The sequence below is a fragment of the Pseudaminobacter soli (ex Li et al. 2025) genome, assembly GCF_003012705.1.
Classification (GTDB): domain Bacteria; phylum Pseudomonadota; class Alphaproteobacteria; order Rhizobiales; family Rhizobiaceae; genus Pseudaminobacter; species Pseudaminobacter soli.
Genome location: NZ_PXYL01000026.1, coordinates 24,361 through 48,309, shown reverse-complemented (window position 1 = coordinate 48,309; position 23,949 = coordinate 24,361). Strand labels below are relative to the sequence as shown.

Annotated in this window: 20 protein-coding genes and 2 pseudogenes; 13 read left to right on the top strand and 9 right to left on the bottom strand. The window is 59.2% G+C overall.

What is annotated here, in order from left to right; translation table 11 throughout:
• Window positions 1-181: hypothetical protein (locus C7I85_RS31435; protein ID WP_210203094.1), on the top strand; the 181-nt coding region annotated here is incomplete at its 5' end.
• Window positions 182-239: 58 nt separating this feature from the next.
• On the opposite strand, the gene C7I85_RS27445 is transcribed toward C7I85_RS31435, so the two are convergent.
• The 3 genes from C7I85_RS27445 to C7I85_RS27435 form a co-directional block, all read right to left on the bottom strand.
• Complete coding sequence (locus tag C7I85_RS27445; RefSeq protein WP_146148986.1) at window positions 240-704, bottom strand: hypothetical protein; 465 nt, start codon at window positions 702-704, stop codon at window positions 240-242.
• A gap of 22 nt (window positions 705-726) precedes the next feature.
• Window positions 727-2,079, bottom strand: coding sequence for a metallophosphoesterase family protein (locus tag C7I85_RS27440; RefSeq protein ID WP_245445132.1), 1,353 nt, complete (start codon window positions 2,077-2,079; stop codon window positions 727-729).
• A 605-nt stretch (window positions 2,080-2,684) separates the two neighbouring features.
• A complete protein-coding gene (locus C7I85_RS27435; RefSeq protein WP_146148985.1) occupies window positions 2,685-3,449 on the bottom strand; it encodes a hypothetical protein in 765 nt (254 codons plus the stop codon).
• A 334-nt stretch (window positions 3,450-3,783) separates the two neighbouring features.
• On the opposite strand from C7I85_RS27435, the gene C7I85_RS27430 reads away from it, so the two are divergent.
• The 8 genes from C7I85_RS27430 to cyoD all read left to right on the top strand — a co-directional run bounded on the left by C7I85_RS27430 (window position 3,784) and on the right by cyoD (window position 13,389).
• A complete protein-coding gene (locus C7I85_RS27430; protein ID WP_106727178.1) occupies window positions 3,784-4,770 on the top strand; it encodes a formylglycine-generating enzyme family protein in 987 nt (328 codons plus the stop codon).
• A 182-nt stretch (window positions 4,771-4,952) separates the two neighbouring features.
• The gene (locus tag C7I85_RS27425; RefSeq protein ID WP_210203093.1) at window positions 4,953-6,563 is read left to right on the top strand and encodes an arylsulfatase; all 1,611 of its coding nucleotides are present in this window, start codon (window positions 4,953-4,955) and stop codon (window positions 6,561-6,563) included.
• 131 nt (window positions 6,564-6,694) lie between these two features.
• A complete protein-coding gene (locus C7I85_RS27420) occupies window positions 6,695-7,471 on the top strand; it encodes a DUF4239 domain-containing protein (protein ID WP_106727177.1) in 777 nt (258 codons plus the stop codon).
• A gap of 148 nt (window positions 7,472-7,619) precedes the next feature.
• Window positions 7,620-8,444, top strand: a complete 825-nt coding sequence (locus C7I85_RS27415) for an LssY C-terminal domain-containing protein (RefSeq protein ID WP_106727176.1) — start codon at window positions 7,620-7,622, stop codon at window positions 8,442-8,444.
• Window positions 8,445-9,339: 895 nt separating this feature from the next.
• On the top strand, window positions 9,340-10,272 hold the full coding sequence (cyoA, locus tag C7I85_RS27410; RefSeq protein ID WP_106727184.1) for a ubiquinol oxidase subunit II: 933 nt from the start codon (window positions 9,340-9,342) through the stop codon (window positions 10,270-10,272).
• A 2-nt stretch (window positions 10,273-10,274) separates the two neighbouring features.
• Complete coding sequence (locus tag C7I85_RS27405) at window positions 10,275-12,287, top strand: cbb3-type cytochrome c oxidase subunit I (RefSeq protein WP_106727175.1); 2,013 nt, start codon at window positions 10,275-10,277, stop codon at window positions 12,285-12,287.
• Window positions 12,284-12,979, top strand: a complete 696-nt coding sequence (locus C7I85_RS27400; protein ID WP_106727174.1) for a cytochrome c oxidase subunit 3 — start codon at window positions 12,284-12,286, stop codon at window positions 12,977-12,979. The genes C7I85_RS27405 and C7I85_RS27400 overlap by 4 nt, the downstream gene beginning before the upstream one ends.
• Window positions 12,976-13,389, top strand: coding sequence for a cytochrome o ubiquinol oxidase subunit IV (cyoD, locus tag C7I85_RS27395; RefSeq protein ID WP_106727173.1), 414 nt, complete (start codon window positions 12,976-12,978; stop codon window positions 13,387-13,389). Before C7I85_RS27400 ends, cyoD begins: the two co-directional genes overlap by 4 nt.
• Before the next feature lie 136 nt (window positions 13,390-13,525).
• On the opposite strand, the gene C7I85_RS32115 is transcribed toward cyoD, so the two are convergent.
• Window positions 13,526-13,867, bottom strand: a complete 342-nt coding sequence (locus tag C7I85_RS32115; RefSeq protein WP_280954427.1) for an FAD-dependent oxidoreductase — start codon at window positions 13,865-13,867, stop codon at window positions 13,526-13,528.
• 31 nt (window positions 13,868-13,898) lie between these two features.
• Here C7I85_RS32115 and C7I85_RS27385 point away from each other — a divergent pair.
• Window positions 13,899-14,597 (top strand): annotated as a pseudogene (locus tag C7I85_RS27385) (IS6 family transposase).
• Window positions 14,598-15,007: 410 nt separating this feature from the next.
• Here the strand turns inward: C7I85_RS27385 and C7I85_RS27380 are convergent.
• The 3 genes from C7I85_RS27380 to C7I85_RS27370 form a co-directional block, all read right to left on the bottom strand.
• Window positions 15,008-16,702: an HWE histidine kinase domain-containing protein gene (locus tag C7I85_RS27380; RefSeq protein WP_106727171.1), complete on the bottom strand. Its 1,695-nt coding sequence runs from the start codon at window positions 16,700-16,702 to the stop codon at window positions 15,008-15,010.
• Window positions 16,703-17,247: 545 nt separating this feature from the next.
• Window positions 17,248-17,781, bottom strand: a complete 534-nt coding sequence (locus tag C7I85_RS27375; RefSeq protein WP_106727170.1) for a GNAT family N-acetyltransferase — start codon at window positions 17,779-17,781, stop codon at window positions 17,248-17,250.
• Between the two features lie 121 nt (window positions 17,782-17,902).
• Window positions 17,903-18,580: a gamma-glutamylcyclotransferase gene (locus tag C7I85_RS27370; RefSeq protein ID WP_106727169.1), complete on the bottom strand. Its 678-nt coding sequence runs from the start codon at window positions 18,578-18,580 to the stop codon at window positions 17,903-17,905.
• Between the two features lie 560 nt (window positions 18,581-19,140).
• On the opposite strand from C7I85_RS27370, the gene ggt reads away from it, so the two are divergent.
• Window positions 19,141-20,883: a gamma-glutamyltransferase gene (ggt, locus tag C7I85_RS27365; protein ID WP_106727168.1), complete on the top strand. Its 1,743-nt coding sequence runs from the start codon at window positions 19,141-19,143 to the stop codon at window positions 20,881-20,883.
• Window positions 20,884-21,604: 721 nt separating this feature from the next.
• Here ggt and C7I85_RS27360 read toward each other — a convergent pair.
• Entirely contained in the window at window positions 21,605-22,765 is a 1,161-nt protein-coding gene (locus C7I85_RS27360) for an Ldh family oxidoreductase (protein WP_210203092.1), read from the bottom strand.
• A gap of 1 nt (window position 22,766) precedes the next feature.
• Window positions 22,767-23,009, bottom strand: a pseudogene (locus tag C7I85_RS27355) (SMC-Scp complex subunit ScpB); the annotation flags it as partial.
• Here C7I85_RS27355 and C7I85_RS31860 point away from each other — a divergent pair.
• Window positions 22,942-23,103: a hypothetical protein gene (locus C7I85_RS31860; RefSeq protein WP_245445133.1), complete on the top strand. Its 162-nt coding sequence runs from the start codon at window positions 22,942-22,944 to the stop codon at window positions 23,101-23,103. The pseudogene C7I85_RS27355 and the gene C7I85_RS31860 sit on opposite strands and share 68 nt — an antisense overlap.
• Before the next feature lie 346 nt (window positions 23,104-23,449).
• The gene (locus tag C7I85_RS27350) at window positions 23,450-23,947 is read left to right on the top strand and encodes a hypothetical protein (protein ID WP_210203091.1); all 498 of its coding nucleotides are present in this window, start codon (window positions 23,450-23,452) and stop codon (window positions 23,945-23,947) included.
• Window positions 23,948-23,949 lie beyond the last annotated feature (2 nt).

The window sequence follows — 23,949 nt, the reverse complement described above, 5'->3', positions numbered from 1 at the left end:
AAACATCAACCTGGCGCAGCTTCGCGACGATCTCTTCGGGCTTGTGCTTCTTCTGGGGCATTCCAATGTCCTCTCCAACGGCTCACGAGCCTACTTCAGGGAGGACCACTTTTCAGGGGGCAGACCAAGCGAGGGGTATACCGTAAACAGCGCCACGTCCCTCGCCAGCGCGATCACGTAAAGGACTGGGAACGTTGCTCCATACGCCAAGACGAAGCGGCGCAACGCAAGACCGGGCGTCATTGACCGAAGCCCATGATGTCATTCATGACATGGCCGACCAAGAAGGCCCACCAGACGATGAAAGCAAGGATCGCAGTCAAGATGGCACGCATTCGGCGGGAGTCTTCTGCGGCCGGCCGTCGCCAGAGGAGCCAATAGGCCGGCAACACCCCCAATCCGATCGAGATGAAGTGCTCCTTGAGGTCGAACAACCCGAGCGCCTCCCAATGTCCGCTGCGCTCCAGTGCAGGCCTGACATCGACACGAAAATACAAATATAGGCTCGCGCCCAGCAAAGCGGCCGCAAGATACAAAGCGACGATGGCGTTGGCGAAGGACGCGGGAGGGACGGACCGGAAGCGCGCGAAGAAGGAATCCTGGCGAGGGACAGCCGGAGCCCATGCCGCCAGCGTCTGATGAGTGATCGCCCCCAGCAGCGCGACCGCCACCAGGCCATGAATGATCATCAGCGCGCTCGCCACCTCCATCTCCACTCGCAACAAGCTAGGTAAACAAATCCACGCTGGCGAACGGTTCTGCCGCCCAGGGCCGGAAGCGATTGAGTGTGAATTTGGTCTTCTGCCCCGGTTCAACATCGACCAGGACGTAATTGTATTCCTCTTTCGGTGGCTGGCCTTTCCAATACAAGTCGAGTGGATAGTCCGCCGGCACCTTTATGCTCGTGCGTCCCGGCAGGATGGGGTCCTGCTCCGCGCCACCGCCGCCAAGCATCAGGTATTTCACGCCGTCAACCTCGTACAGCTCGGTCGTGTGGACATGTCCGTTGAACACGGCCAGTTCGATATCCTTGGCGTAGGACGCGATGACCTTATGGGGATTGTCAGGCTCGGGAATAGGGCCCAGGCCCGAGCGCGCGAAGACCGGGTAATGGAAGATGATGAATGCCTTGCGGATGCCTTTGGCCTTGGCGTCGTCCAGCCACTGCTGGAGCTGCGTCATCTGCTCGGCGTACTTCGGCCGATCGGCATCCCAGAGCGACGGGGAGCGATAGTCGTACTTCCCGCTCCACAGGAAGATGAAGCGAACATTCTTGAAATCGAACTTGTAGATCAGCCGATCCGGCGTCACGCCCAGGTCCTTCAAATAGGGCACGGCGGACAGGACCCCAGCGATCTGCGGATCGCCCCACACTTCATGATTGCCCACGCTGATGTACCAACGTCCCTCGAGGCCCGCCGCGCGCATCTCATCATCGGGCGGCGGCAGTTGCCTGAGCATCGTATCGTTCACCCGCTGCCAATAGGGGCTCTGCTCGACGGTGAGCCCCTGATTTCCCCACCAGACAACGTCGCCGCTGTTGATCACGAATCTCGCGCGCCCGGATCGAACGTCTCTGACGATCTCGCGGCTAACCCAGTCGCCGCCGCTCAGCCGGAACATGGTTCGATGCACGCCGGGAAGCAATTTGACGTCTTCGACCGAGGCTTCCGTGACCCAGCCTTGATCCACGCTCAACGTCATGACCTCGCTGCGGCTTTCAAAGGGCATGACGACCTGAATGAGCTGGCCGGTCACCGGGTCGAAGGTCATCTTCACATCGCGCTTGACGACGGCTTCCGCGACCTTTTCGGGCATGGCCAGTCCGAACATCTCGACGAACAACTTCACGAGGTCCGGCTGGCCATCCTTGTTCGGCAGATACATCATCGGTCGCGTGTCGCCGACCGCAGCGAATGAAAACCCATTTCCCGTTGCCGCGCTTTGCGCGATTGCCATTTTGGAGATCAGCGTCCCGGACAAAAGCGGCATCATCCCCAAGCCTGCCAACAAAACTCTTCGATCGACTTGGAGCTTGCGATCGCGATCCAGACGGTCGAAAATCCGAGCTCTATGCATGGCCTGCCTCCATCGCAGAAGTTAGCGCCCCGGCAAATCATGCCCTGGGCACATCTGAAAACCTCCGAAAGCCCCTACAAGAGAGGCCCGCATGCTGAATGGTGGGGCACCCCGCAATTCGAGTGAGCCGGGCTGTGATGTAGATCGGCTTGCAGCGGGGTCAAGGGCGCTCAGCAAGGCAAGCTCGACGGATACCCCAAGCTTTACAGCATCGAAATGGACCCTCAGGAGGGCCTGGTGGTGGAAGGACTGGTCGGCTGGGCATCGGGGCCAGCGCTCAAGAAGGTCGAAGAATTAAGTAGCCCCGCTGTCCATGTTTGGCGCGACTACTCTATTTCGCCGAACGGCTCGAATACCAAAGTTCGATGCTGCTTACTTGCCCAGCCTTTTTGCCGTTGGCTGTAATCGGCATAGCAGTTCAACGACCGGAAGGGATGCCGGCAAGTCCTATCCCAAGTCCTTTAGGCCCGCCAGCGCCAAGCCTCTTCCGCTCGATCTGGGCCAAAATCGAACCGCGCAAGATGGATTTAGCACTACGCTCTGCAAGGGACAGGCTTCAGCAGCGGTAGCGCTGGCCGCCGGCATAGCTGTCTATCCAACCAGTGTCAGAAATGGATGCCGAGGCTGAGATAGGGCCCGTATTCGGTCGTCTTGTAGAGGAAGTTATCCTTGTCGTAGTCGGTGTAGAGGACCCGATAGCCGAGCGCGGTCGAAATCTTCTCGTTCCAATTGTATCCGACCGCGGCGAATGCCTGCGCCGAAATCTTCGAGCCGGCCCCAAAGCCGCCAATGTCGGCGAGGCCATTGGCGAACCAGCGGTCGTTGAAGTCGTAATGCGCGAAGAGCCCGACGGTCGGATCGACCCAGTCGCGCTTGCCCTCGCGGCTGATGCCCGGAAAATCCGCCGGCGCAATGTCGAGGTCTGCCTTGAGATAGTTGTACCGGATGCCCGCCGTCGCGCTCAGATCGAGATTGGGGATGTTGACCGGCAGCGCGTAGCCGATGATGCCAGAAGCAATCGCCTGGGTCTGCACCAAGTTGACCGTGCCGACGATCGGGCCGCTCGCTTCGAACGCGGTCTTGGCCCAGATCAGGTCGCCCAGGAACATCCATTCCCCGTTGGTGCCGTAGATCGAGCCCATGAACGCGCCGTGAAGATGCCGGAGAATGTCGGCGAAGGACACGTCGGCGTGGACGACCGGCAAATCTCGGACACCGATGTCGCCGGTCAGCGACGTCGCCCAGCCGTAAAGAGTTAGCTGATACTTCCAGCCGCCGGCTTCGATCGGCGCCGGCTCGGTCACGTCTGCCGCGGCAACCGGACCCGCCAACGACAAGGATACCATCATTCCAAGCAGCACAGTCCGCATTGCAGCCATCCCCCACTTGTTTCGTCCAGGACACCGGAACAATAGTCAAAGACAATTCGCTGACCAAGATGTTTCTGCATTTAGATCAAATATCTATTTTGACTGTTGCGACATTGGCTCACCTTTCCAGTAAAGGAGCGACCGAGCAACTCTGCGCTCTCGGCGCAGGCGATCGGCGCCGATTCATGCGGAAAGAAAAGATCTCGTCCACGCACTCAGTCTTAATCCGATGAATTTTTGATGGTATTTGACTCAACATTGACGTCTCAAGGCTCCGCCCTAGAACTCTCCAAGATATGTCTTCATCAGCGCAAAGGAAGGGGTGCTGTGTTCAATGGCTGTTGCTTTGGATTCGCCGACTGCTGAGGACCCCCGAAGTAAAACACCAATTCCCGGCATGATTTGGATTCCAGGCGGTGCGTTCTGCATGGGATCGGAGCAGCACTATCCAGAGGAAGCGCCGATCCACCGTGTTGCCGTCGACGGCTTTTGGATCGACCGGACGCCTGTAACCAACCGCCAATTCCGCGCCTTCGTCCGTGCCACCGGGCACGTCACTTTGGCTGAAAGAAATCCTGACCCGAAGGACTATCCTTTCGCACTGCCGCACATGCTCAAGGCCGGGTCACTTGTATTCAGCCCACCGGATCACCCAGTGCCCCTCAACGACTTCAGTCGGTGGTGGATCTTCAAATTCGGCGCAAACTGGCGCAGCCCTTATGGCCCGGGCTCCTCGATCAAAGGGCTGGAAGATCACCCGGTGGTGCATGTCGCCTGCCTCGATGCGGAGGCTTATGCGCGCTGGGCCAACAAGGACCTGCCAACCGAAGCGGAGTGGGAATACGCGGCGCGCGGCGGGCTCGACCAAGCAGAATTCGCCTGGGGTGACGAACTGACCCCCGATGGCCGACATATGGCCAACACCTGGCAGGGCCAGTTCCCCTGGCAGAACCTCGCCCAGGACGGTTTCGAGCGCACCTCGCCAGTCATGTCGTTCCCGGCCAACGGCTACGGGCTCTACGACATGATCGGCAATGTCTGGGAATGGACAAGCGACTGGTACATGCCGAAACACCCCGTCGATGCGGCGAAGGCGTGCTGCATTCCGCAGAATCCGCGCGGTGGGCGCGAGGAACAGAGTTTTGACGCCAACCAGTTGGGCGCGAAGATTCCCCGACGAGTCCTGAAGGGGGGCTCGCATCTGTGCGCGCCGAACTATTGCCGCCGCTACCGTCCGGCGGCGCGTCACCCGCAGCCTGTCGACACTTCCATGAGCCACGTTGGATTCCGCTGCATCATCAGAAAGAGGAGCAGTCCATGAGTGATGTTCGTGCGTTCTCAGAGACTACAGATGGAAGGCCCCGCCTCAGGCGCATATGGACCAAAGCCGCTTTGATCGGGGGCACGGCCTTGCTCTCGGCCGTGATGGCCGCCGCGTCCTTGGCCCAGGCACAGCAACAGCCGCCGCCGCAACCGCAACAGCCACCTCAGCGACCGAACATCATGTTCATCATGGGCGACGATATCGGCTGGATGCAGCCGAGCATCTACCATCGCGGCGTGATGGTTGGCGAAACACCGAACATCGACCGCATCGGCAAGGAAGGCGCGATGTTCACCGACTATGTGGCCATGCAGAGCTGCACCTCCGGTCGTAACGCCTTCTTCACCGGCATGTATCCGCTGCGCACGGGCATGATCCCGCCACAGTTGCCCGGCAGCCCGTCCTATCTGCAGCCCGGCACGCCGGCGCTGGCCAAGTTCCTGCTCGATCTTGGCTACACCACCGGCGAATTCGGCAAGAACCATCTGGGCGACCACACCGCATCGCTTCCAACGGCACACGGCTTCCAGGAATATTGGGGCTATCTCTATCACCTCGATGCCATGCAGCAGGTGAGCTTCCCGGACATCAACAAGAATCCGAACACCCAGACCGTCGCCCCACCTTGCCGCAACACGCCGATCCCCGGCATTGCGGAGGTGCCGGGCGCGGTCGACCCCAAGACCACGACCTGTCTCACGCCGCCGCGGAACGTGCTGTCGTGCAAATCCCCCAACGGCACGGAGCAAAACCAGATGTGTTCCGACGAGGGGCCGCTGACGCTTGAGCGCTCCAAGACGGTGGACGAGGAAATCTCGGACAAGGTCGTCGACTTCCTCGACCGTAACGACCCGAACAAGACCAACAAGCCCTTCTTCGTCTGGTACAACCCGGCCCGCATGCATGTCGTGACCGTGCTGTCGCCGAAATACGAAGCCATGGTCGGTGAGCGCGGCGGCAAGGACTGGGGTGTGAATGAAGCCGGCATGAAGCAGCTCGACGATAATGTCGGCGTCGTCCTCAAGAAGCTGGAGGATATGGGCCAGCTCGACAACACCATCGTGGTCTTCACAACCGATAACGGCGCTGAGGCCATCAGCTTCCCGGATGGCGGCGTCACTCCGTTCAAGGGCCAGAAGGGCGAGGCTTGGGAGGGCGGTTATCGCGCGCCGATGGTCATTCGTTGGCCGGGCGTGATCAAGCCGGGCACGGTCAACAACCAGTTGTTCGCGGCCCTCGACTGGGTGCCGACGCTGGTCGACATCGCCGGCGGACCCAAGGGCGATGGGCTGAAGCAGCAAATCGAGGCGGGCCAGTATCCCGGCATCGTCAAGACGACACTTGATGGCTTCGATCAGACCGACATGCTCGAAGGCAAGTCCGCGAAATCGGCACGTGACTACTTCTTCTACTATTCGGGGGCGACGCCGTCCGCGGTGCGCTACAAGAACTGGAAGATGTACTACACCATGTCGCAACCGGGGCCGTCCGGCTGGATTCTGCCGCTCGTCCCGTTCCACTTCACTCTGGTCCAGAACATCAAGCGCGACCCGTTCGAGCAGGCGGTCGGCATCGATCAGAAGTCAGCCATGAGCCTTGGCGGCGCATTGGGCGCTCCGGCGACCGCGTTCCAATACGACTGGAACATGCTGCCGATCGGCCAGCAGTTGTGGCTGCGACACCTCGAGACTTACGAAAAGTTCCCGCCGCTGCAAGCTCCCGAGAGCTACAATCTCAGCGGCATCCTCGATCAGGTCAAGAAGGCCCTGGCGAACCACCCCAGCGACTAGCCAGATGGGCAGCCGCTTCGCCCCTCCCCCGCAAGCGGGGGAGGAAGCACGGGAAGCTCAGGGCCGTCACGCTCTGGCCTAAGCTGACCTTTCAACAGAGCGGGATGAGGAATTCTAACAGGAGTTGTCTCATGCTCGATCTGTCGAACTATTCGCTTCCAGCGATTTTTCTGGCCGGTTTCGTCGCAATCTTGGCGGCAGTCGAATTTGGCCGTTGGCTGGGTGCACGCATCGGTGATCGGGGTGATGACAACGTGCCCACGCTGGAAGGAGCAATGATCGGTCTGCTGGCATTGATGTTCGGCTTTACGTTTGCCTTGGCGCTCACGCGCTTTGACGCTCGACGCACCGCCGTCTTGGCCGAGGCCAACGCAATCAGTACGACGGCGCTGCGTGCGCGCCTGCTACCCGAACCGCATCGCAAGGAGGTATTGGAACTGCTGCAGGAGTACGTGAAAATCCGGGTCGACGTCACCCAGCGTGCGCTGACGCCAGCCGAATGGGCGGCGGAGATCGATAAATCGAATGCGCTTCAGGAAAAACTCTGGCAACAGGCAATGGCGATGGCAGCATCCGATACCGGCATGGTGCCAACTGGCCTATTCATCCTGGCCCTAAATGAGACGATCGACAATCAAGCAAGGCGGCTGATCGCGCAACGCAGTCGTATACCGAACATAGTTCAACTGACGCTTTTCGGCATCGCCGTCGTCGCAAGCGGGTTCGCGGGTTACGCGACCGGTGTTAAAGTCCGGCGCTCTCGGATACCGGTTTATGTCATGGGCTTGTTGGTCTCCTGCGTCATAATCGTGATCCTCGACCTCGACAGACCAGGAGCCGGGTTCATCGAAGCGAGCCAGCAACCGATAATCGATGCCGCCACCAGCATCGCCGCAATTCCTGACTAGGTGCCTGCGTGGCCGACTTCGGCAGGGCTGACCGGTAGAACGGACGACGAGTGAAGGCCGTCCGCTTTCATGTACTCAGATGATGATCCCGACGGCAACCGCTTTATATCATGAAAAGGGTTTCCGGCGCTAAACGGGAGAGAGTATTTTGAGACTGCTGACGCGCTTTTTCCAGAGGTTTCTAGTTCTCTGTTTGGGCGTACTTAGCGTTTGGCTGATAGTCTTCGTCGTTTTCGATACTGCGGACCACAGACTTCCATGGCTTCTGGCGGTGAGTGTTACATACGGCTTGGCTGCCTATGTTATTTTACCAAACGTGGTCCGAATGGGCCTCAAGATACTTCATCGTGGATTTATCCCTAGGTACACGGTCACCGGCGATGGCCTGCCCGGCGACCCAGTAAATCTTGTCCTCATCGGCACGCTTCAACAGCTTTGCGATGCTTTTGCGGCGGCGGGCTGGTCCACGGCCGACCGTTTGGGGATGGCGAGCTCATGGCGAATGATACGAGCATTTCTGCTCAACTCTCCGTATCCCACCGCGCCTTTCAGCACCCTCTATCTCTTTGGGAGAAGGCAGGACATAGGTTTCCAAGAGCCCATCGATAACAGCCCGCGTAAGCGCCATCACATCCGCTTCTGGGCGCGGAGCCTCGACCGCTCCGAGGACGATGTGAGCGCAGCGAGCTTCTGGTTGAATACGGATAAACCCTCGGCTGACCAACGCGTACTATGGGTTGGGGCGGGCACCAGAGATACTGGTTTTTCTCTTACCTGGCTAACGTTCCAAGTTACACACGCTACCGATTCAGATACGAACGTCGAGCGCGACCACATAATCAGCGAGCTGAGAGCAAGACGCGTGATTGGGGATGTCACGCTGCACCAATCTGGTTCACGTTTGCAGACCGGAAAGGTCAATCATTACATTACCGATGGTGAGATTGCGTTCGCCAGCCTGATAGAAAATTGAACAGGGTTCTGGAATTGGAAGGTCACTGGAACTGAGCCGGTTTCTGGTCCGGGAAGTTGGGCTTCGATAGCTTGGGGCGCACCGGGTCATCGAAGAGGTCTGAAGCAGTCCGGTTATCGCCAACATGCACTCAACCACTGCTGGCGACCACGACCTCCAGCATTGTCGCTCGCGATGTCCGATTCCGAGCGCAGGCAAGGTTTGCGTCGCGACCCAACGCAGATATTCATAGTTTTGCTGGCGTTAGATGAAATGACCTGCGAGATTGCGACGATTGAGGCTGAGATAAGCACTCAGCACTGCTACGAAGATATCAAACGTTCAACCTGCCGGGTCGGGGGGCTCGATCCGGACCTCCCAGGGGCCGAGCTACCGTGCCGAGGCCCGACATCTGCTAAGAAACGCTGATGGCACTAGCGAGGGCCACAAGCCGGCGAATACAACCGCGGCGAGGGTCACGCTGGCCGGCATCAGCCGCTTCGCTTTCAATCCTTCCCCCACGCTGCGGGAACAATTCGAGGCGATTGCCGCCTGAATTGCGGCCACCGGCAGCCGCCGTCTAGACACACGAAATTTTGCAACACAACCATCTAGCACTGGGTCCGACCAATGCTCGGCTTCAAATCGCTGACCTCGGACGGGATCATCTTGTCCGGCATCGATGGTCCACGTGACGCGCTGGGAGATACGCCTTCAGCCCAAATCCGTCCCGGGCCGAGCAGTTCGAAATTCTTACCCCATGATGACCGCGTATCCGAACGACTTTGCGCGTCCATTCGGCCGTTGCAACAAGGCCGTTGAGATCGGCAAATAACTAACGCTGGGTCGCCGCCAAGCCGGCGGAACATTATAGGGCTTGGGGCGTTTGGTCCGCGATAAGCAGGGACGCTACCGAATGGGTAGGTTGCAGATCCCTAAAGGTTCTCTGTGCCGCGCGCTTCGCGGTGCGTTACCTTGCGGACTGTCCAGCGTCGGGCTTGCCTCCTGTTCCGGCGGCGTGCTGGATCCGCTCGGTCCTGTCGGCGCGGAAAACGCGACTATCCTGATTGACTCCGCTGTAATCATGTTGGCCATCGTCGTTCCGACGATACTATTGGCCTTCTGGGTAGCCTGGCGGTACCGCGCGTCGAACCCCCGCGGGGAATACCTGCCTTACTGGTCCTATTCGGGACGGGTCGAAGCGGTCGTCTGGTCGATCCCGACCCTGACCGTCATGTTCCTTGGCGGTCTGATCTGGATCGGCTCCTACGAACTCGACCCGTTCAGGCCGTTGCCCTCCAAAGTTCGACCCCTTGAGGTGCAGGTCGTCTCGCTCGATTGGAAATGGCTATTCATCTACCCCCAGCAGGGGATTGCGACCATCAACCAGCTAGTCGTTCCGGCGGCAACGCCGGTCCATTTCTCAATTACCTCGGCGAGCGTCTTCAACGCCTTCTTCGTGCCGCGCCTAGGCTCGATGATCTACGCCATGCCAGGCATGGTCTCCCAGTTGCACCTGCAGGCCGACGACCCGGGACAGCTCTTGGGCATTTCTGCCCAGTTCTCCGGCGACGGCTTCTCCGACATGCAATTCCAAGTGAAGAGCGTGCCTGCGGCCGACTTCGGAGCTTGGGTCGCCAGCGTCCGAGGGACTGGTCCGGTCCTCGACCGAGCGGCCTACGCCGAGCTGTTGCAACAGGCCCAGCGCGTACCGCCTTCAACCTACGGGGGGATCGATCCTCAGCTCTTCCTGGCCGTGGCAAATCAGCAGATCGCGCCAGGCCCAGGGCCGCAGCCCGGGGGCCCGCACCACGCTGGGCGTGAAGTATCGACCAGCGGAAAGGACTGACCATGCTTGGCAAGCTTGACCTTTCAGCGATCCCGCTTTCTCAGCCTATCCCGCTGATCACCTCTTTCGTCGTCATCCTCATTGCCGTCGCCGTGCTGATCCTGATTACCGCGAAAGGTTGGTGGCCGTATCTGTGGCACGAGTGGATCACCAGCGTCGACCACAAGCGGATCGGTGTCATGTACTGCCTGCTAGGCGTCGTGATGCTGATCCGTGGCTTCGCCGACGCCATCATGATGCGCACCCATCAGGCGCTAGCCATCGATGCGCCCGGCTATCTTCCGCCGGAGCACTACGACCAGGTATTCACGGCTCATGGCACGATCATGATTTTGTTCGGTGCGATGCCGCTTGTACTGGGATTCATGAACTTCCTGGTTCCGCTGCAACTCGGTGTGCGCGATGTGGCGTTCCCGACCTTCAATTCGGTCGGCTTCTGGCTGACCGCGAGCGGCGCCCTGCTCGTCAACGTGTCTCTGTTTGTCGGCGAGTTCGCCCGCACCGGCTGGCTGCCTTACCCGCCACTCAGCGAGACGACCTACACGCCGGGCGTCGGCGTCGACTATTACCTCTGGGCGGTGCAGATCTCCGGGGTCGGAACCCTGATCACGGGAATCAACATCGTCACCACGGTGCTGAAGATGCGTTGTCCAGGGATGAGCTTTCTGCGGATGCCGGTGTTCTGCTGGACCGCACTGGCCTCCTGCATGTTGATCGTCGCCACTTTCCCGATTCTGAGCGCTACGCTCGCGATGCTGACGCTTGATCGCTACCTCGGCTGGCACTACTTCACGAACACCGCGGGTGGAAACCCGATGATGTTCGTCAATCTGGTGTGGGCCTGGGGACATCCGGAGGTCTATATCCTGGTCCTGCCGGCGTTCGGCATCTTCTCCGAGATCTTCTCGACCTTCTCAGGCAAGCCGCTGTTCGGATACCGATCCATGGTCGCGGCCACCCTGTTCATCTGCATCGTCTCCATGATGGTCTGGCTGCACCATTTCTTCACCATGGGCGCGGGCCCAGCGGTCAACACGTTCTTCGGCATCTCCTCGAGCATTATCGCGGTTGGGACCGGAGTGAAGATCTACAACTGGATCTTCACCATGTATGGCGGCCGAGTGCGCTTCGAAGTTCCCATGCTGTGGTCCATGGGCTTCATCTTCACCTTCATCATCGGCGGCCTGACCGGAGTGCTGCTCGCCATCCCGCCAGCGGATTTCGTGACCCACAACTCGATGTTTTTGGTGGCGCATTTCCATAACGTCATCATAGGTGGGGTGGTGTTCGGTATCTTTGCAGGCCTGGAGTTCTGGTTTCCCAAGGCTTTTGGATTCCGGCTGCATGAAGGCTGGGGCAAGGTCGCCTTCTGGTTCGCCTTCATCGGCTTCTGGGTGACGTTCACGCCACTCTACGTTCTGGGCCTGCTCGGCATGACACGGCGCCTGCAGCATATCAACATCGAGGCGTGGCGGCCCTGGCTATACATCTCGGTGATCGGCGTCGGCATCCTCATCCTCGGGGTGATTTCGCAAGTAATGCAGCTGGTGGTCAGCATCCGCGACCGCGAGACGCTCCGCGACGTAACGGGCGATCCGTGGGACGGCCGCTCCCTTGAATGGGCCACGCCTTCGCCGCCGCCTTTCTTCAATTTCGCCGTGATGCCTAACGTCGAAGGAGAAGAGGCCTATTGGGGCATCAAGTTGCGTGCGGTGGAGACCCAACAGCTGTCTCCCGAGCCGAAATACGAGCCTATCCACATGCCGGTGAACAGCCCGGTTGGCTTCTTCACGGCCTTTTTTACCACGGTCTTCGGCTTTGCAATGGTCTGGTACATCTGGTGGCTAGCGTCCGTCGCTCTGGTCGCGGCCTTTGTGGGATTCGTGGTCTTCGCCTGGCGGGACATCCACGAGTTCGAGGTGCCAATCGAGCAGGTCGCCAGCGTGGACCGGGCCCGCCGTGCGGCCCGTGAAGCTCTACTCGAAAAGCTCACCAGGCAGGAAGTACTGCCATGACGTACACCGGGCTGCCCGCCAGTGTGGAGGCTATCCGCCGCGTCCGCGAAGACCCTCACCGGCTCGGTCATCGCGCCCATGGTCCGGAAGAACCCGTTGCGGGTGCTGGCCATGGGGAAACGGGGCCCGCCCGGAAGCGGATCATCGTGGGCTACGGCTTTTGGATCTATCTGCTCAGCGACATCGTATTGTTCTCCTGCTTTTTCGCGGCCTTCGCCGTGCTGCGGGGAGCGACCGCTGGCGGCCCGACGATTTCCCAAATTGTTGACATCCCCCGAGTGGCGATCGAGACGACGGCGCTGCTGTTGTCCAGCTACACCTGCATGCTCTCGTTTGCGGCCACGAACGCGCGGAGCCGCCTGTGGACTCAGATTTTCCTGCTGATCACCGGCTTCCTCGGCCTGGTGTTCGTTCTTCTTGAGCTGCAGGAGTTCATCGAGCTGGCTGCTCGAGGGATCACGCCTCAGGTCAGCGGGATGCTCACGTCCTTTTTTGGTTTGGTGGGCCTTCACGGGTTGCATGTCACACTTGGCGGGCTGTGGCTCGCCACCATGTTGGCACAGGTGCAAGTCAAGGGCTTCCGGCCGGAGATCGTTCACCGACTGATCTGCTTCAACCTCTTCTGGCACGCTCTGGACATTGTCTGGATCGGCATCTTCACCATCGTCTATCTGTTGGGGAGCCTCACATGAGCAACCTCGAATCCGATCCTCACCTTTACACGGGTGTCTTGGACGACCGGGAAGATCACGCCCCTGGCGATGCGCCGGAGGAGAGCGCCGGCCATTGGGTGCGAAACGCCAATATAGGCCTCGGGTTCTCTATCGTGCTCACCGTCGCGTCCTTCCTTCTGGCGGGTTCGAATGCCATCTACGCGCCAGCCATTCCGGTCGCTCTGATCGTACTCGCTATCGCCCAGATGGGCGTTCACCTGGTGTTCTTCCTTCACATCACGACAGGTCCGGACAACACCAACAACATACTGGCGCTCGCCTTCGGCACCCTGGTTGTCTTCCTAATCGTCGTCGGATCGATATGGATCATGGCCAACCTGAGCGACAACATGATGCCGACGGGGCAGCTGATGCAGATGCAGAGATAGACGGCGGCGCGGGTCAATGCGATCCCAGTTCATGAACACGCGGCAGCGGCTGAGAACACCCACTTTGCGCGAGCAACGTCCGGTCGGTGTCTATGGGCGGTCAGTGGTGCTGAGCGGAATGCCTATGGCCCCAGCCTCACTGCCCCATGGCGCATTCGCGCCAAATCGCCGAGGCACCATTGTGACGCATCGGCCCTGACGGTGAAGGGGTTCTCAAATCTGTTCTTTTCCATAGCCGCTCACACAGCAGACAGCGACTAAGGGCTAGGACGGAACCCACGATCAGACCGCCGAACTCCGCCCTGCCGGGAAGCATTTCGGCGAGACGGGCCTGTCCGCCCAGGCGCCTGCTTCGCTCGAACAGTGTGACCTGGTGCCCACGCTCGGCAGCCACCACGGCCGCCTTCATCCCTACCGGCCCGCCGCCGGCAATCAGGATGGATCTGTTGCAAACTCTTCCGTAATCGGCGATCGGCATGAAGACCTCTCCGCCTTTCGGGGATTTTATCATGTTCAAAGGCCGCCATTTCGATCGATCAGTGATCCTGCTGTGTGTGCGCTGGTATCTGGCCTATGGCTTGAGCTTGCAGGATCTGAAGGAGATGATGGCAGAGCGTGGCATCAACATCGACCATTCGACAATCCATCGCTGGGTCGTTCACTTCTCGCCGCTGTTGCTGAAGCGCTTCAACCATCGAAAGCGGCCGGTCGGGAGCAAATGGCATATGGACGAGACTTACATCAAGGTTCGCGGGCAGTGGAGGTACCTCTAAAGGGCCATCGATATCGACGGCAACACCGTCGAATTCTGGTTCAGCGAATGGCGCGATCTGGCGACGGCCAAACGCTTTCTGCGCAGGGCTCTGGCCCGCCATGGTCGACCAGATCGTATCGTCATCGACGGCAGCCAGACCAACCGGGAGGCGATCATCTCCTGCGATGCCGAGAACCGTCTACGGGATCGGTCTCGGCAATCACTGAAGGCGATCAGCCTCCGCAAAAGTAAATACTTAAACAACCGTATCGAACAGGATCATAGGCGTATCAAGCGGCGGGTCCGACCAATGCTGGGCTTCAAGACGTTTGCCGCAGCGACCGCCACTTTGACCGGCATCGAGATGGTTCACATGATGCGAAAGCGGCAAGGCCGTTTCGTCTTCAATCCCGCCCCGTCCCTCCAGGAACAATTCGAGTCAATCGCAGCCTGAATTGCGTGAAGAGGGAATTTCATCTGCGTCCCATCGAGAGTTTGCAACACAACCTGATGGCAAGCCGTCCACAGTGCTTATCTGCGGATTGCGGACGATCGCGCTCGGGTCGACCAGTTGCGGGAACAATTGGACCAGCGGCACCGGCGAAGTTCCCGCACCGACGAGGAGAAGGCCGCCATTGGCCGCAAACTACTCGACAAGAGGCCGAGCTACCGCCTAGTCACTTCGGCCGCTGGCTGGAGGAACAGGGCGTTCCGAGGAAATTTGCAAGCGAAGCGATGAGGCTGGCAAAAGGCGCCTAAGAGCTGAGTTAGGCGGCCGGCAGCAAATCGCCTGGTGCGTGACCGAGCCTCACCGACTAGACCAAGACCCGGATATCCTGGTCCATCCATTTCCCAATGCCGCGTCTACTGTTCTGAGCCGCACGTCGACTTCAATGCGTGAAACAGTTTGCCGGGCAGAACGATGTCGATGTCCATCTGGCCCGCTGCCCAAGTGCGGGTATAGAATCCTCGCAGCTGCGATTTGATCGTCAGGTCCAAAAGCTTCGAGCCGAAACCGGTATCACTGACACCTAGTTGGCTATTCGGTCTGGGGGCCTTCTCTGTCCACTTGATGCGCAGTTGATCAATGCTGTGCCTGACATGAACTTCCAAAACACCTCTGGGGTCGCTCAACGCTCCGTGCTTGATCGAATTTGTTGCCAGCTCGTGGAAAACCAGGGCCATTAAAGTCACAATTCCGCTGTCGATGAAAGCATCGTCACCATCGACGATGCTTTGCCTTTCAGCACCTCCTTCGTATGGTCTGAGTAGAACGCTGATCACCTTTTTTAGCGAAGTAAGGCCGCCGATACCGCCGGGAGTTGCGCTCCCTGCCAGTATAAGGCTGTGTGCATGCTGGAGCGCGACGAGGCGATTTCTGAGCGTGTCGGCAAACGGTCCAGAATCCGGATTGTCACGTACTGACAGGCTGATCAGTCCATTGAACAGCGCGAACACGTTTTTTATCCGGTGTTCCAGTTCATTGGACACAATCTCGCGTTCGGCGGCGAGACACCTAAGCTGGTCAAGAACCTCATTTCTTGTTGCTGTGGTCGTTGAGATGATGAGAGGGCCTAAGGTGACGAGCGCGCGCCCCATACTGATCGACAGCACAAGCAATTGATTGTCAGTCGGCAAGCCGATGTAGCCCAATGTCGTTGCAACGATGGTCCAAGCGCAATACGCGAACGTCAGCAACGCTGTGAGGAAAACGCGATAGGAAATCGCACACAAAAAGAGTGCTGGAACCGGAAAAGCCAGCGCAGCTAGTCCCCCAAACAATACGCCTGCGGCGGCCGACACGACCAGCACGACGATGGGTGCTTGTTCGTGAAGGATAAGGGGGAGGTGCCGTGACCATTGCCGATCTTCGGGAAAAGCCAGGATCATTGGTAAGATAGCAACCTGGTTCAAAATCTCGACCGAAAACCAATATCGAAAGGCTGTCGCGGGCTCCTGGGCGCCGAAAACGGGCCCGCCGAGAAGCGAATTCGCGATCCCAGCGTACACGGACGCGGCGAGCATCGCGGCAAAAAGGTAGAGCACCGAGATTGGGCGCTCCAGGCGTTGATCAACCCTGCTGAACCTTGAAAGCACGATATAACCGACGGCGACGACGCCAAAATTGCACGCAGCCAGCTTCGCACCGTCGACCAGCCCATAGCCGATTATCAAGATTGCGGCGATGAAGCCGGCAAGACAAGCAATCCAGCCTGGAAGGCGGGCCAACAAAGGAAAGCGTACGAGCATGCCGAGCATGAACGCGTTGACAGGCCAAAACAGCGCCAGGATGATGTTGCTTTCCGTCGAAACGCCAAGAACAAAAAGTGCCGAATAGGCGCAGCCAAACGCAAGGTAACAAATCCAGGCTTGGCACTGGGTGAGCAGTCTCCTCGCTTTCGCGTTGACTTCACCTGCACTGAGCATGATCCACCATCCTGGGGAATATGTATCCCAGGCATCGTTGGGCCAGCTATAAATTAACCACCATTGCCTGCCACCGACAAGCGGCGGCACAACCGAAGCGCCCAGGCCGAGCAATTCCGCAAGCACCACCATAAAATGCGCTGCGCCACTGGCGGCCGGCCCATTGGCGTCGAATAGGGCAGCAACACCTGGTGGTGCGAAAGACCCCCGCAGTTTATTTTACCAACGCGCAATAGTCGTCGGTAACCACATTTTGGCTTCATACAGTACATAGAATCTCGGAGTTTCCCACCCATGCAGGGAAGGTAAGCCCGACATGCTGATGTCGATTTAGTCGTCATCAAGAGAACACCAAACACCGCAGGGCGGCCTCTGGCGAATTAACCGCCCATACAGGGAAGAAAAGATGGGCCCGCGTGATCCTCGGCGGCTCCTCTGGTCCGTGGCGATTGGTGGGCGCTTCTGTTTCTGTGTACGGGCCACCCACCATTTGGCTCTTGAGCGAGAGCGAGCCGGTAACGCGCTCGCCGGTAGGGGAAACCGGATGGCCCGTCGAGGAGGACCCCGAGGATGAACTGACAGCCACGGTGAACGCCATCCAGAGTTTGCGCTATGCCACGCGTATCCGTCGCATCGTCAAGGCCCAGAACGGAAGAGTGCCGTGTGGGATATGAACGTCAGGAACATGTGGGAGGCGGAAGAAGCACCCCCTCCATGAGCACAAGGGGAAACTCGACACCGGCCTCGATCGGCACGCGGATCAAATCCAGGCGCCGGAGACCCATGCGCTCATAGAACGGTTCGGCGTTGAGGCTGGAAAGCGCCCGAATCCGGGCTGCGCCTGCTTCTACCGCGTCTCGTGCAGATCGCTCGAAGATGGCCCGCCCAATGCCTCGCCCAGCCCGTTCAGGATCGACGGCAAAGCGGCGATTGTGAGCCAGCCCGTCCACGATCATGCCCGACCCCGGCGCATCGAACGTCCAGCCTCCGCAACCGACAACGGTTCCGGCGTCTTCGGCTACATAGAGAGTTCCCGACCCGATGAGCGCAGGATTTTCCCGCGCAACCAACGCCAGGGCAAGCGCCAGAACCTGCGGCGTGTAGGCTTGGGCCATCAGAATCGGGTACGAACGGCTCAGAAGGGCCTCAATTCCCGGTATGTCATCGCCGTCCGCGATCCGAACCCGCACGCGCATCACGTTCTCCGCCATGTCGTTGCTTCTGAATGAAGCGGCAGGTCGCAGGGTAAGGACAATGGGCTTCAATCAAGTTCTTCTGGACCTGCCCCGCTGATGGCTGCTTCGGAGTGGAAATCGGCCGTCAGAAATGTCGCTACTTGGGATGTGCAGATTGGATTTCGGAGGCCATCAGCTTCTGGATTTCCCACAAGTTGCGGTCACGGATTCCGTACTCTTCCAGCTTGGTAATGGTGTTGAACGCGTATTGAGCCGCAGATCCCCAGTGACCGGCTGCCCGACAAAGCACACTGGCAACTTCCGGCAAGGGTCGTTTCCCGGCATACGCGCTACCACTCCGCAATGCCACGAAGGCCAAAGCCGTCAAGCGTCCCTCAGTCGTGGAGACTTGGATCCACCTTGGCACATTGGTTGGGGGATTTGCGTCAACCTCGCGATCAAGCAACCTGACGATTTGCCCGTGCTTATCACCCTGAGGCAGCCGATATGCGATTCCGATGCAGGTTACACCTCGATCAAGCGCCAGCATGAGGGCAGGCAAGTCCCGCGTTCCTCGCCACCTTGTCAGTTCCAAGCAGAAGGAACGATGCCAGCCTGATGCGACGGCACGTCGTTGCTCGACAACGTCGAACTCTGGGTTCCAGATCAACGAACCGTATGCAAAAACCCATAGATGTTCCGGGGCGTGCTCGGTCAGCAGAGCAGATGCCATTTCGGCGAGTTCTGCGTCTGTGTGCTCGCTTGTTCCCGGCGCTGGCCCCGGGTCGGGTTCCGTCCGCTCAACCAAGGCAATGAGTTCGGCGGTTAGGTTCATTGTGCCTTATCCTTTGCTCCTCGACTATTGGCAAGCCAAATTCAGAACCCGTCTAGGCAATCAATAGGTCTAAGTTTGTCATGAAAGTGATGATATCAGAACAATACTTTTGGCAATACTCGTCATAGCCGGATACGTTGACGGCTATGCGGGTATTCGATCAACCTCATTTCCGGTTCTGACGGACAACCTATTGATAGGGCGATCTGACCGGGGGAGCACGATCACGAGGATCGAACAAGGAGAGGTGAGCAAAGCACAACGTAGATGGCGTATGCTTCGCTCTGGGCAAGGCGCGTCGAGGTCCATACGCTCGCCGGCGCCTTCCAAGAGGCCCCTTACAATTCGTGCAGCGAACGACTAGCTTGCTCCAAGTACTTCGCGAATTCCGGCTAGTTGAGGCCGAGCAAACGACATTTGATGCTGGACTCGCCTCAAGGGAGCCAGCGCAGACGGGTTAGGTGCGGAGCAGTTGCAGATCTCGGCTCCGTGGTTCCCACACCGGGCTCGACAGAGTCCTGTCTACCAGGTTCGTATCGAACGAAAAACCGGGGGTCGCCATGCAGCAATTCAGACCGAAGCAGCTTTCCTTCACCGTCGCGTTCTGGCTTGGCGTGGCGCAATTTGCGCCGGCATTCGGGGCATCGCCCGCGCCGGTGGAGGCCCAGAACGGCATGGTGGTGACAGCCCAGCATCTGGCGTCGCAGGTCGGCGTCGACGTGCTGAAGAGCGGGGGCAACGCCGTCGATGCCGCCATTGCGGTGGGCTATGCGCTCGCCGTCGTCTATCCGACCGCCGGCAACCTCGGCGGCGGCGGCTTCATGACCATCCGCCTTAAGGACGGAACGACCACTTTCCTGGATTTCCGGGAGCGCGCGCCGCTCGCCGCCACCAAGACCATGTATCTCGACAAGGCTGGCAATCCGATCCCCGGTGCCAGCACGGACGGCTATCTGGCGGTCGGCGTTCCCGGCTCCGTCGCCGGTTTCGAGACCGCCCGCGAGAAATACGGCTCGAAGAAGCGCGAGGAACTGCTGGCGCCCGCGATCAGACTGGCCAAGGACGGCTTTGTGCTGGAACAGGGCGACATCGCCTCCTTTGCCGAAGGCAACGACATGCTGGCGAAGGACCCGGCAGCATCAAAGATTTTCCTGAAGGACGGCAAGCCTTTCGAGATGGGCGCCACGCTGGTGCAGACCGATCTGGCGAAATCGCTGACGCAGATTTCTGACAAGGGCGCCGAGGCCTTCTACAAGGGTGAGATAGCCGATCTGATCGTCAAGGCCAGCATCACCAATGGCGGCATCCTGGCGAAGGAGGATTTTGAGCAATACAAGGTGCGCGAGTTGAAGCCGGTGGAATGCACCTATCGGGGCTACGACATCGCCTCCTCGCCGCCGCCCTCCTCCGGGGGGCTGATCATCTGCGAAATCCTCAACGTCCTCGAGGGCTACCCGATCGCCTATCTCGGCTACGGATCGGCCGAGACCACGCGACTTATGGTCGAGGCCATGCGCCATGCCTATGTCGATCGCAACACCGCCCTCGGCGATCCGGATTTCATCGACAATCCGGTAACCAAGCTGACCAGCAAGGCCTATGCCGCGGAAATCCGCTCCCGCATCGACCCGTATCGGGCTGGCGTTAGCAAGGAGCTAAAGGTCAATGGCGGGCCTGAGTCCACGGAGACGACGCACTATTCGATCATAGACAAGGACGGGAATGCTGTCGCCGTCACCTACACGCTGAACGGCTCATTCGGCACGGGCAAGGTCGCCGAGGGCACCGGCATCCTGCTCAACAACGAAATGGACGACTTCACCGTCAAACCTGGCGTGCCGAATCTCTACGGTCTGTTGCAGGGCGAGGCCAACGCGATTGCGCCGCGCAAGTCGCCGCTGTCGTCGATGAGCCCGACCATCGTGTCGAAGGACGGCAAGCCGTTTATGGTGATCGGCAGCCCCGGCGGCTCGCGCATCATCACCATCACGCTGGAAGCCATTATGAACGTGATCGACCATGGCATGAACCTGCAGGAGGCGATCGACGCGCCGCGGATCCATCACCAATGGCTGCCGGACAGGGTGTATATGGAACCTCATGCGCTGTCGCCCGACACGCAGCGCCTGCTCGCCGGCATGGGCTACACCATTGGCATCGACCCCGATTGGACGATCTGGGGCGAGGCGGCCGGCATCCTCGTCGGCGGAAGGAACCTGAAGGAGATCGAATCCGGCACCGGGGCGCATTACTACGGCGCCATCGACAGCCGTGCTGTCGCAGGCGCCGCGATAGGCTACTGACCGGTCCGTCAGGCCGCGCCGGATCGGCCAACGGAGGGATGCGTCCGAAAGGCTGCGCACCCGGCGACTGACGACGCGCTCTGTGCCGGCGCCGATCACCGCCTTGTATCGGCCTATGGCCGTCTCGATTAACCGCCGCAAGCGAGGCCGTGAAAGCGTGGGCGAGCGCTCCCAAGGCGGCGGGCTTCGCAAGCGCCGGGGCGGTTCCCTCGTTGAGCAGTCGCTCGCAATAACGACGACACACGATGCCTTTTTCCTGACTGTGAGATCTACCAAGAATCAGAATAGGCGGGTGAACCCTCCAGTTCGTCCGGGAGGCAAGAAATTATCGATCTTGATGGAACGTTTGCGACGGAACCCGACCGGCTGCGTCGTCCGCAATGACATGATAGGCAAAATCGTCACGCGGAAGTGGCGCAACGCTGACCAGTTTACGCCCGATTGGGTGCTCACGTCTGTGGCAAGAGGCAGCGTGACTGTCGCATTTCTAACTGCCGCGTACTGCCCTTTGAGACGCATTACGCGACAGTTCTACTTTGCAGAGCCACAGTCCATACTGGCGGGTGGGTGCTACCTTGAACCGCGACTTTGCAGCGATACCGCTGGGCTATCACATGCATGGGACCGCATAAGAGATGCACCTACTTGCAGATCATCTAGATGAACGAGGCACCTGTCAGAGAAAAGTTATCCATGTGCCACTTAACGCCGGATCGCCTTCTTATCGGACCAATGAACGAATACGATCTAATAGCGCGCTCGAAACCGCAATACCCTCCCGGGCGCTCACCTCCCGCATCCGGTAGCGGCGGTCACCTGGTAGGCGCGCACCCTGATCGGAGAATCCGGCAAATACGGCTTCGGCGTCATCGCTCGCATCCGCACCGCCGATGATGTCGGGCGAAAAGGCTAGCAGCAGTTCACCATGGCACGGAGCGGCATTGGCCCCCTGATCGAAGTCCTGCGATAGCCGGCTTGTGCGATCTCCGATCAGAGGACCGGCCATCAGTTCAATCAAGGTCGCGATGGCTGAGCCTTTGTGACCGCCGAACGGAAGCATAGCACCTGCCAGGACTTCGGCCGGATCCGTCGTGCGCTCGCCTTGCGCATTCACGCCCCAGTTATCTGGAATTTCCTCGCCGCAGTTGCGATGCATGGCGATATCGGCACGGGAGGCGGCAGAGGTCGCAAAGTCGAAGACATAGGGCGGCTTGTCTTTTCGCGGCCAGGCGAAGGCGAGTGGATTGGTGCCTAGCAATCCTTTTGTCCCGCCGGCGGGCGCGACCCAGGCATGGGTGGGATTCATCGAAAGGCCGACAAGTCCGGCCTCGGCAATTCGCTCGATCAGCGGCCACAAGGCGGTCGAATGAAAACCATTTTTGACGGCAAGCAGACCTATGCCGATTTGCTTGGTTTTTTCTACCAAGGCCTCGATGCCTCTCTCGGCCGCCAGACATGAAAAGCCGTATTGTGCATCGATCCGCACAGCAGCGGCAGAGACGCTTTCGGGAGCGGGATCTGCCTGCTTGTTGAACCGGGGATGGCTCATCGTGTCCAGCGTTCCCGGCAATCGTTGCAGACCGTGAGACCAGCTTCCATCGCGCTGAGCAGCTACCAGGATTCGCGCCAAGGAATGGGCCTGCGGTACATTCAGACCGTGTGAAAGCAGAAAGTCTGTCGTCAGCGCCATAAGGTCGCTTTCCAACAGCCTGACATCAGGTTCAATTTTTTTCCTGTTCATGAGGGGATTTTCCTGTCGTGAAATCGCGGACGCGGGCCTGCTTTTGAATGAAAATTCACTCTTAATAGAGAGGCTGTTGTGTTTCTTATGAGCGAAGGTGCTGTTCTGCCGATCAATGTATCGTCGCTCGACATCGAGCATTCATTATCGCCTCGAACTCGGAGAGCGCAGCGGCGGCCGAGCGCGTGGTCGCGAACCCGGCGCGAATGGTGCCGGCGAAGCGGGTCCGGGTTCGATGTTGCCAACCGCCTGCGATAAAGAGGAGCTCATACGGACGGTCGCGCAGCTCTTCCTTGAGATCGTCGACCAGGAGATCGATGCTGCAATCCCTGCCCACCACCCGCGCCAGCGTTTCGCGGCTGACCGGCTCGGCGGAAGCGAAGATGACCGCCTCGATGAATCGCGCAGTGTGCTCGCCGGGAGATGTTTCTGAGCGATTTATGATAAAATTGATTGCGGGGATCCGCGATCGCATCTGAACCAGTCACCCTTGCGATGTCCGCTTCCGGAAGGCGGCAGGGGTCGGCGGAATGACCGAGATGGGGCGCGTTGCCGCCATCTCACCTGATGTTCCGGTGCCCATCAGCCCTTCCTTCCGCCGGTTTCAGCGCCAACGCCTACCGCCGCACGATGAACTCGGATCGCGCGATGTAGGCAGACCTGACCGCCCTTGCCCATCAAATGGGTGCTTCTGGAATCCAGCCAAGTCGTAAGTCGTTGCAGCATCCCGATCAATCCATGTAACAGTCGGCAGGCAAATGCGATTTCCGTTTCGCCATTCATGTGGGCTAGCAAGTACCCTTTTTGACGATAAGGATTATTATTGTGGCTCCATTTAGAACAGCCGCCGCCGCTTGCGCTCTTGGTCTTATCCTGACGATCACAGGATTTTCCCATACCGCATCCGCCCAGACACAATCAGAAACGCCCACAGTAGCGCCCCTGGCCGTCGGGTTGACCGACGGTGGCTCTGCCGAGGCCCAAGTGATTGAGGCGGTCCGGCACGCCGACATTCTAACAATCAAGCTGCGCTTCAAACCTCTCGTCGCTGGCAAAGTGGAGAGAATCTATGATTCTATCAGCAAGAGCGATTACGAAAACAGCTTCTATGTTCTTGCCGGCAGCAAAAAACACTTGCTGCTGACAGACAGCAACGACAAGCCACTGACAAATCCTTACCTAGTCATAAAGACTACAAATGGCTCCGCCACCGCTGGCTCTTGGCATGGAAGGTTCCCTGCCCCGCCGAAAGACGTAACTGAAGTGTCGCTGACAATTCCGGGTATCGAAACACTCGATGCCATCAAGATCACCGACCGATAGTC

Excerpts from the sequence above, each read along its gene's own strand:
- C7I85_RS27440 (WP_245445132.1), bottom strand. The coding sequence starts at position 2,079 with ATGCATAGAGCTCGGATTTTCGACCGTCTGGATCGCGATCGCAAGCTC.
- C7I85_RS27435 (WP_146148985.1), bottom strand. The coding sequence starts at position 3,449 with ATGCGGACTGTGCTGCTTGGAATGATGGTATCCTTGTCGTTGGCGGGT.
- C7I85_RS27430 (WP_106727178.1), top strand. The coding sequence starts at position 3,784 with ATGGCTGTTGCTTTGGATTCGCCGACTGCTGAGGACCCCCGAAGTAAA.
- C7I85_RS27425 (WP_210203093.1), top strand. The coding sequence starts at position 4,953 with ATGTTCATCATGGGCGACGATATCGGCTGGATGCAGCCGAGCATCTAC.
- C7I85_RS27420 (WP_106727177.1), top strand. The coding sequence starts at position 6,695 with ATGCTCGATCTGTCGAACTATTCGCTTCCAGCGATTTTTCTGGCCGGT.
- cyoA (WP_106727184.1), top strand. The coding sequence starts at position 9,340 with ATGGGTAGGTTGCAGATCCCTAAAGGTTCTCTGTGCCGCGCGCTTCGC.
- C7I85_RS27405 (WP_106727175.1), top strand. The coding sequence starts at position 10,275 with ATGCTTGGCAAGCTTGACCTTTCAGCGATCCCGCTTTCTCAGCCTATC.
- C7I85_RS27400 (WP_106727174.1), top strand. The coding sequence starts at position 12,284 with ATGACGTACACCGGGCTGCCCGCCAGTGTGGAGGCTATCCGCCGCGTC.
- cyoD (WP_106727173.1), top strand. The coding sequence starts at position 12,976 with ATGAGCAACCTCGAATCCGATCCTCACCTTTACACGGGTGTCTTGGAC.
- C7I85_RS32115 (WP_280954427.1), bottom strand. The coding sequence starts at position 13,867 with ATGCCGATCGCCGATTACGGAAGAGTTTGCAACAGATCCATCCTGATT.
- C7I85_RS27380 (WP_106727171.1), bottom strand. The coding sequence starts at position 16,702 with ATGGTGGTGCTTGCGGAATTGCTCGGCCTGGGCGCTTCGGTTGTGCCG.
- C7I85_RS27375 (WP_106727170.1), bottom strand. The coding sequence starts at position 17,781 with ATGGCGGAGAACGTGATGCGCGTGCGGGTTCGGATCGCGGACGGCGAT.
- C7I85_RS27370 (WP_106727169.1), bottom strand. The coding sequence starts at position 18,580 with ATGAACCTAACCGCCGAACTCATTGCCTTGGTTGAGCGGACGGAACCC.
- ggt (WP_106727168.1), top strand. The coding sequence starts at position 19,141 with ATGCAGCAATTCAGACCGAAGCAGCTTTCCTTCACCGTCGCGTTCTGG.
- C7I85_RS27360 (WP_210203092.1), bottom strand. The coding sequence starts at position 22,765 with ATGCTCGATGTCGAGCGACGATACATTGATCGGCAGAACAGCACCTTC.
- C7I85_RS31860 (WP_245445133.1), top strand. The coding sequence starts at position 22,942 with ATGCTGCAATCCCTGCCCACCACCCGCGCCAGCGTTTCGCGGCTGACC.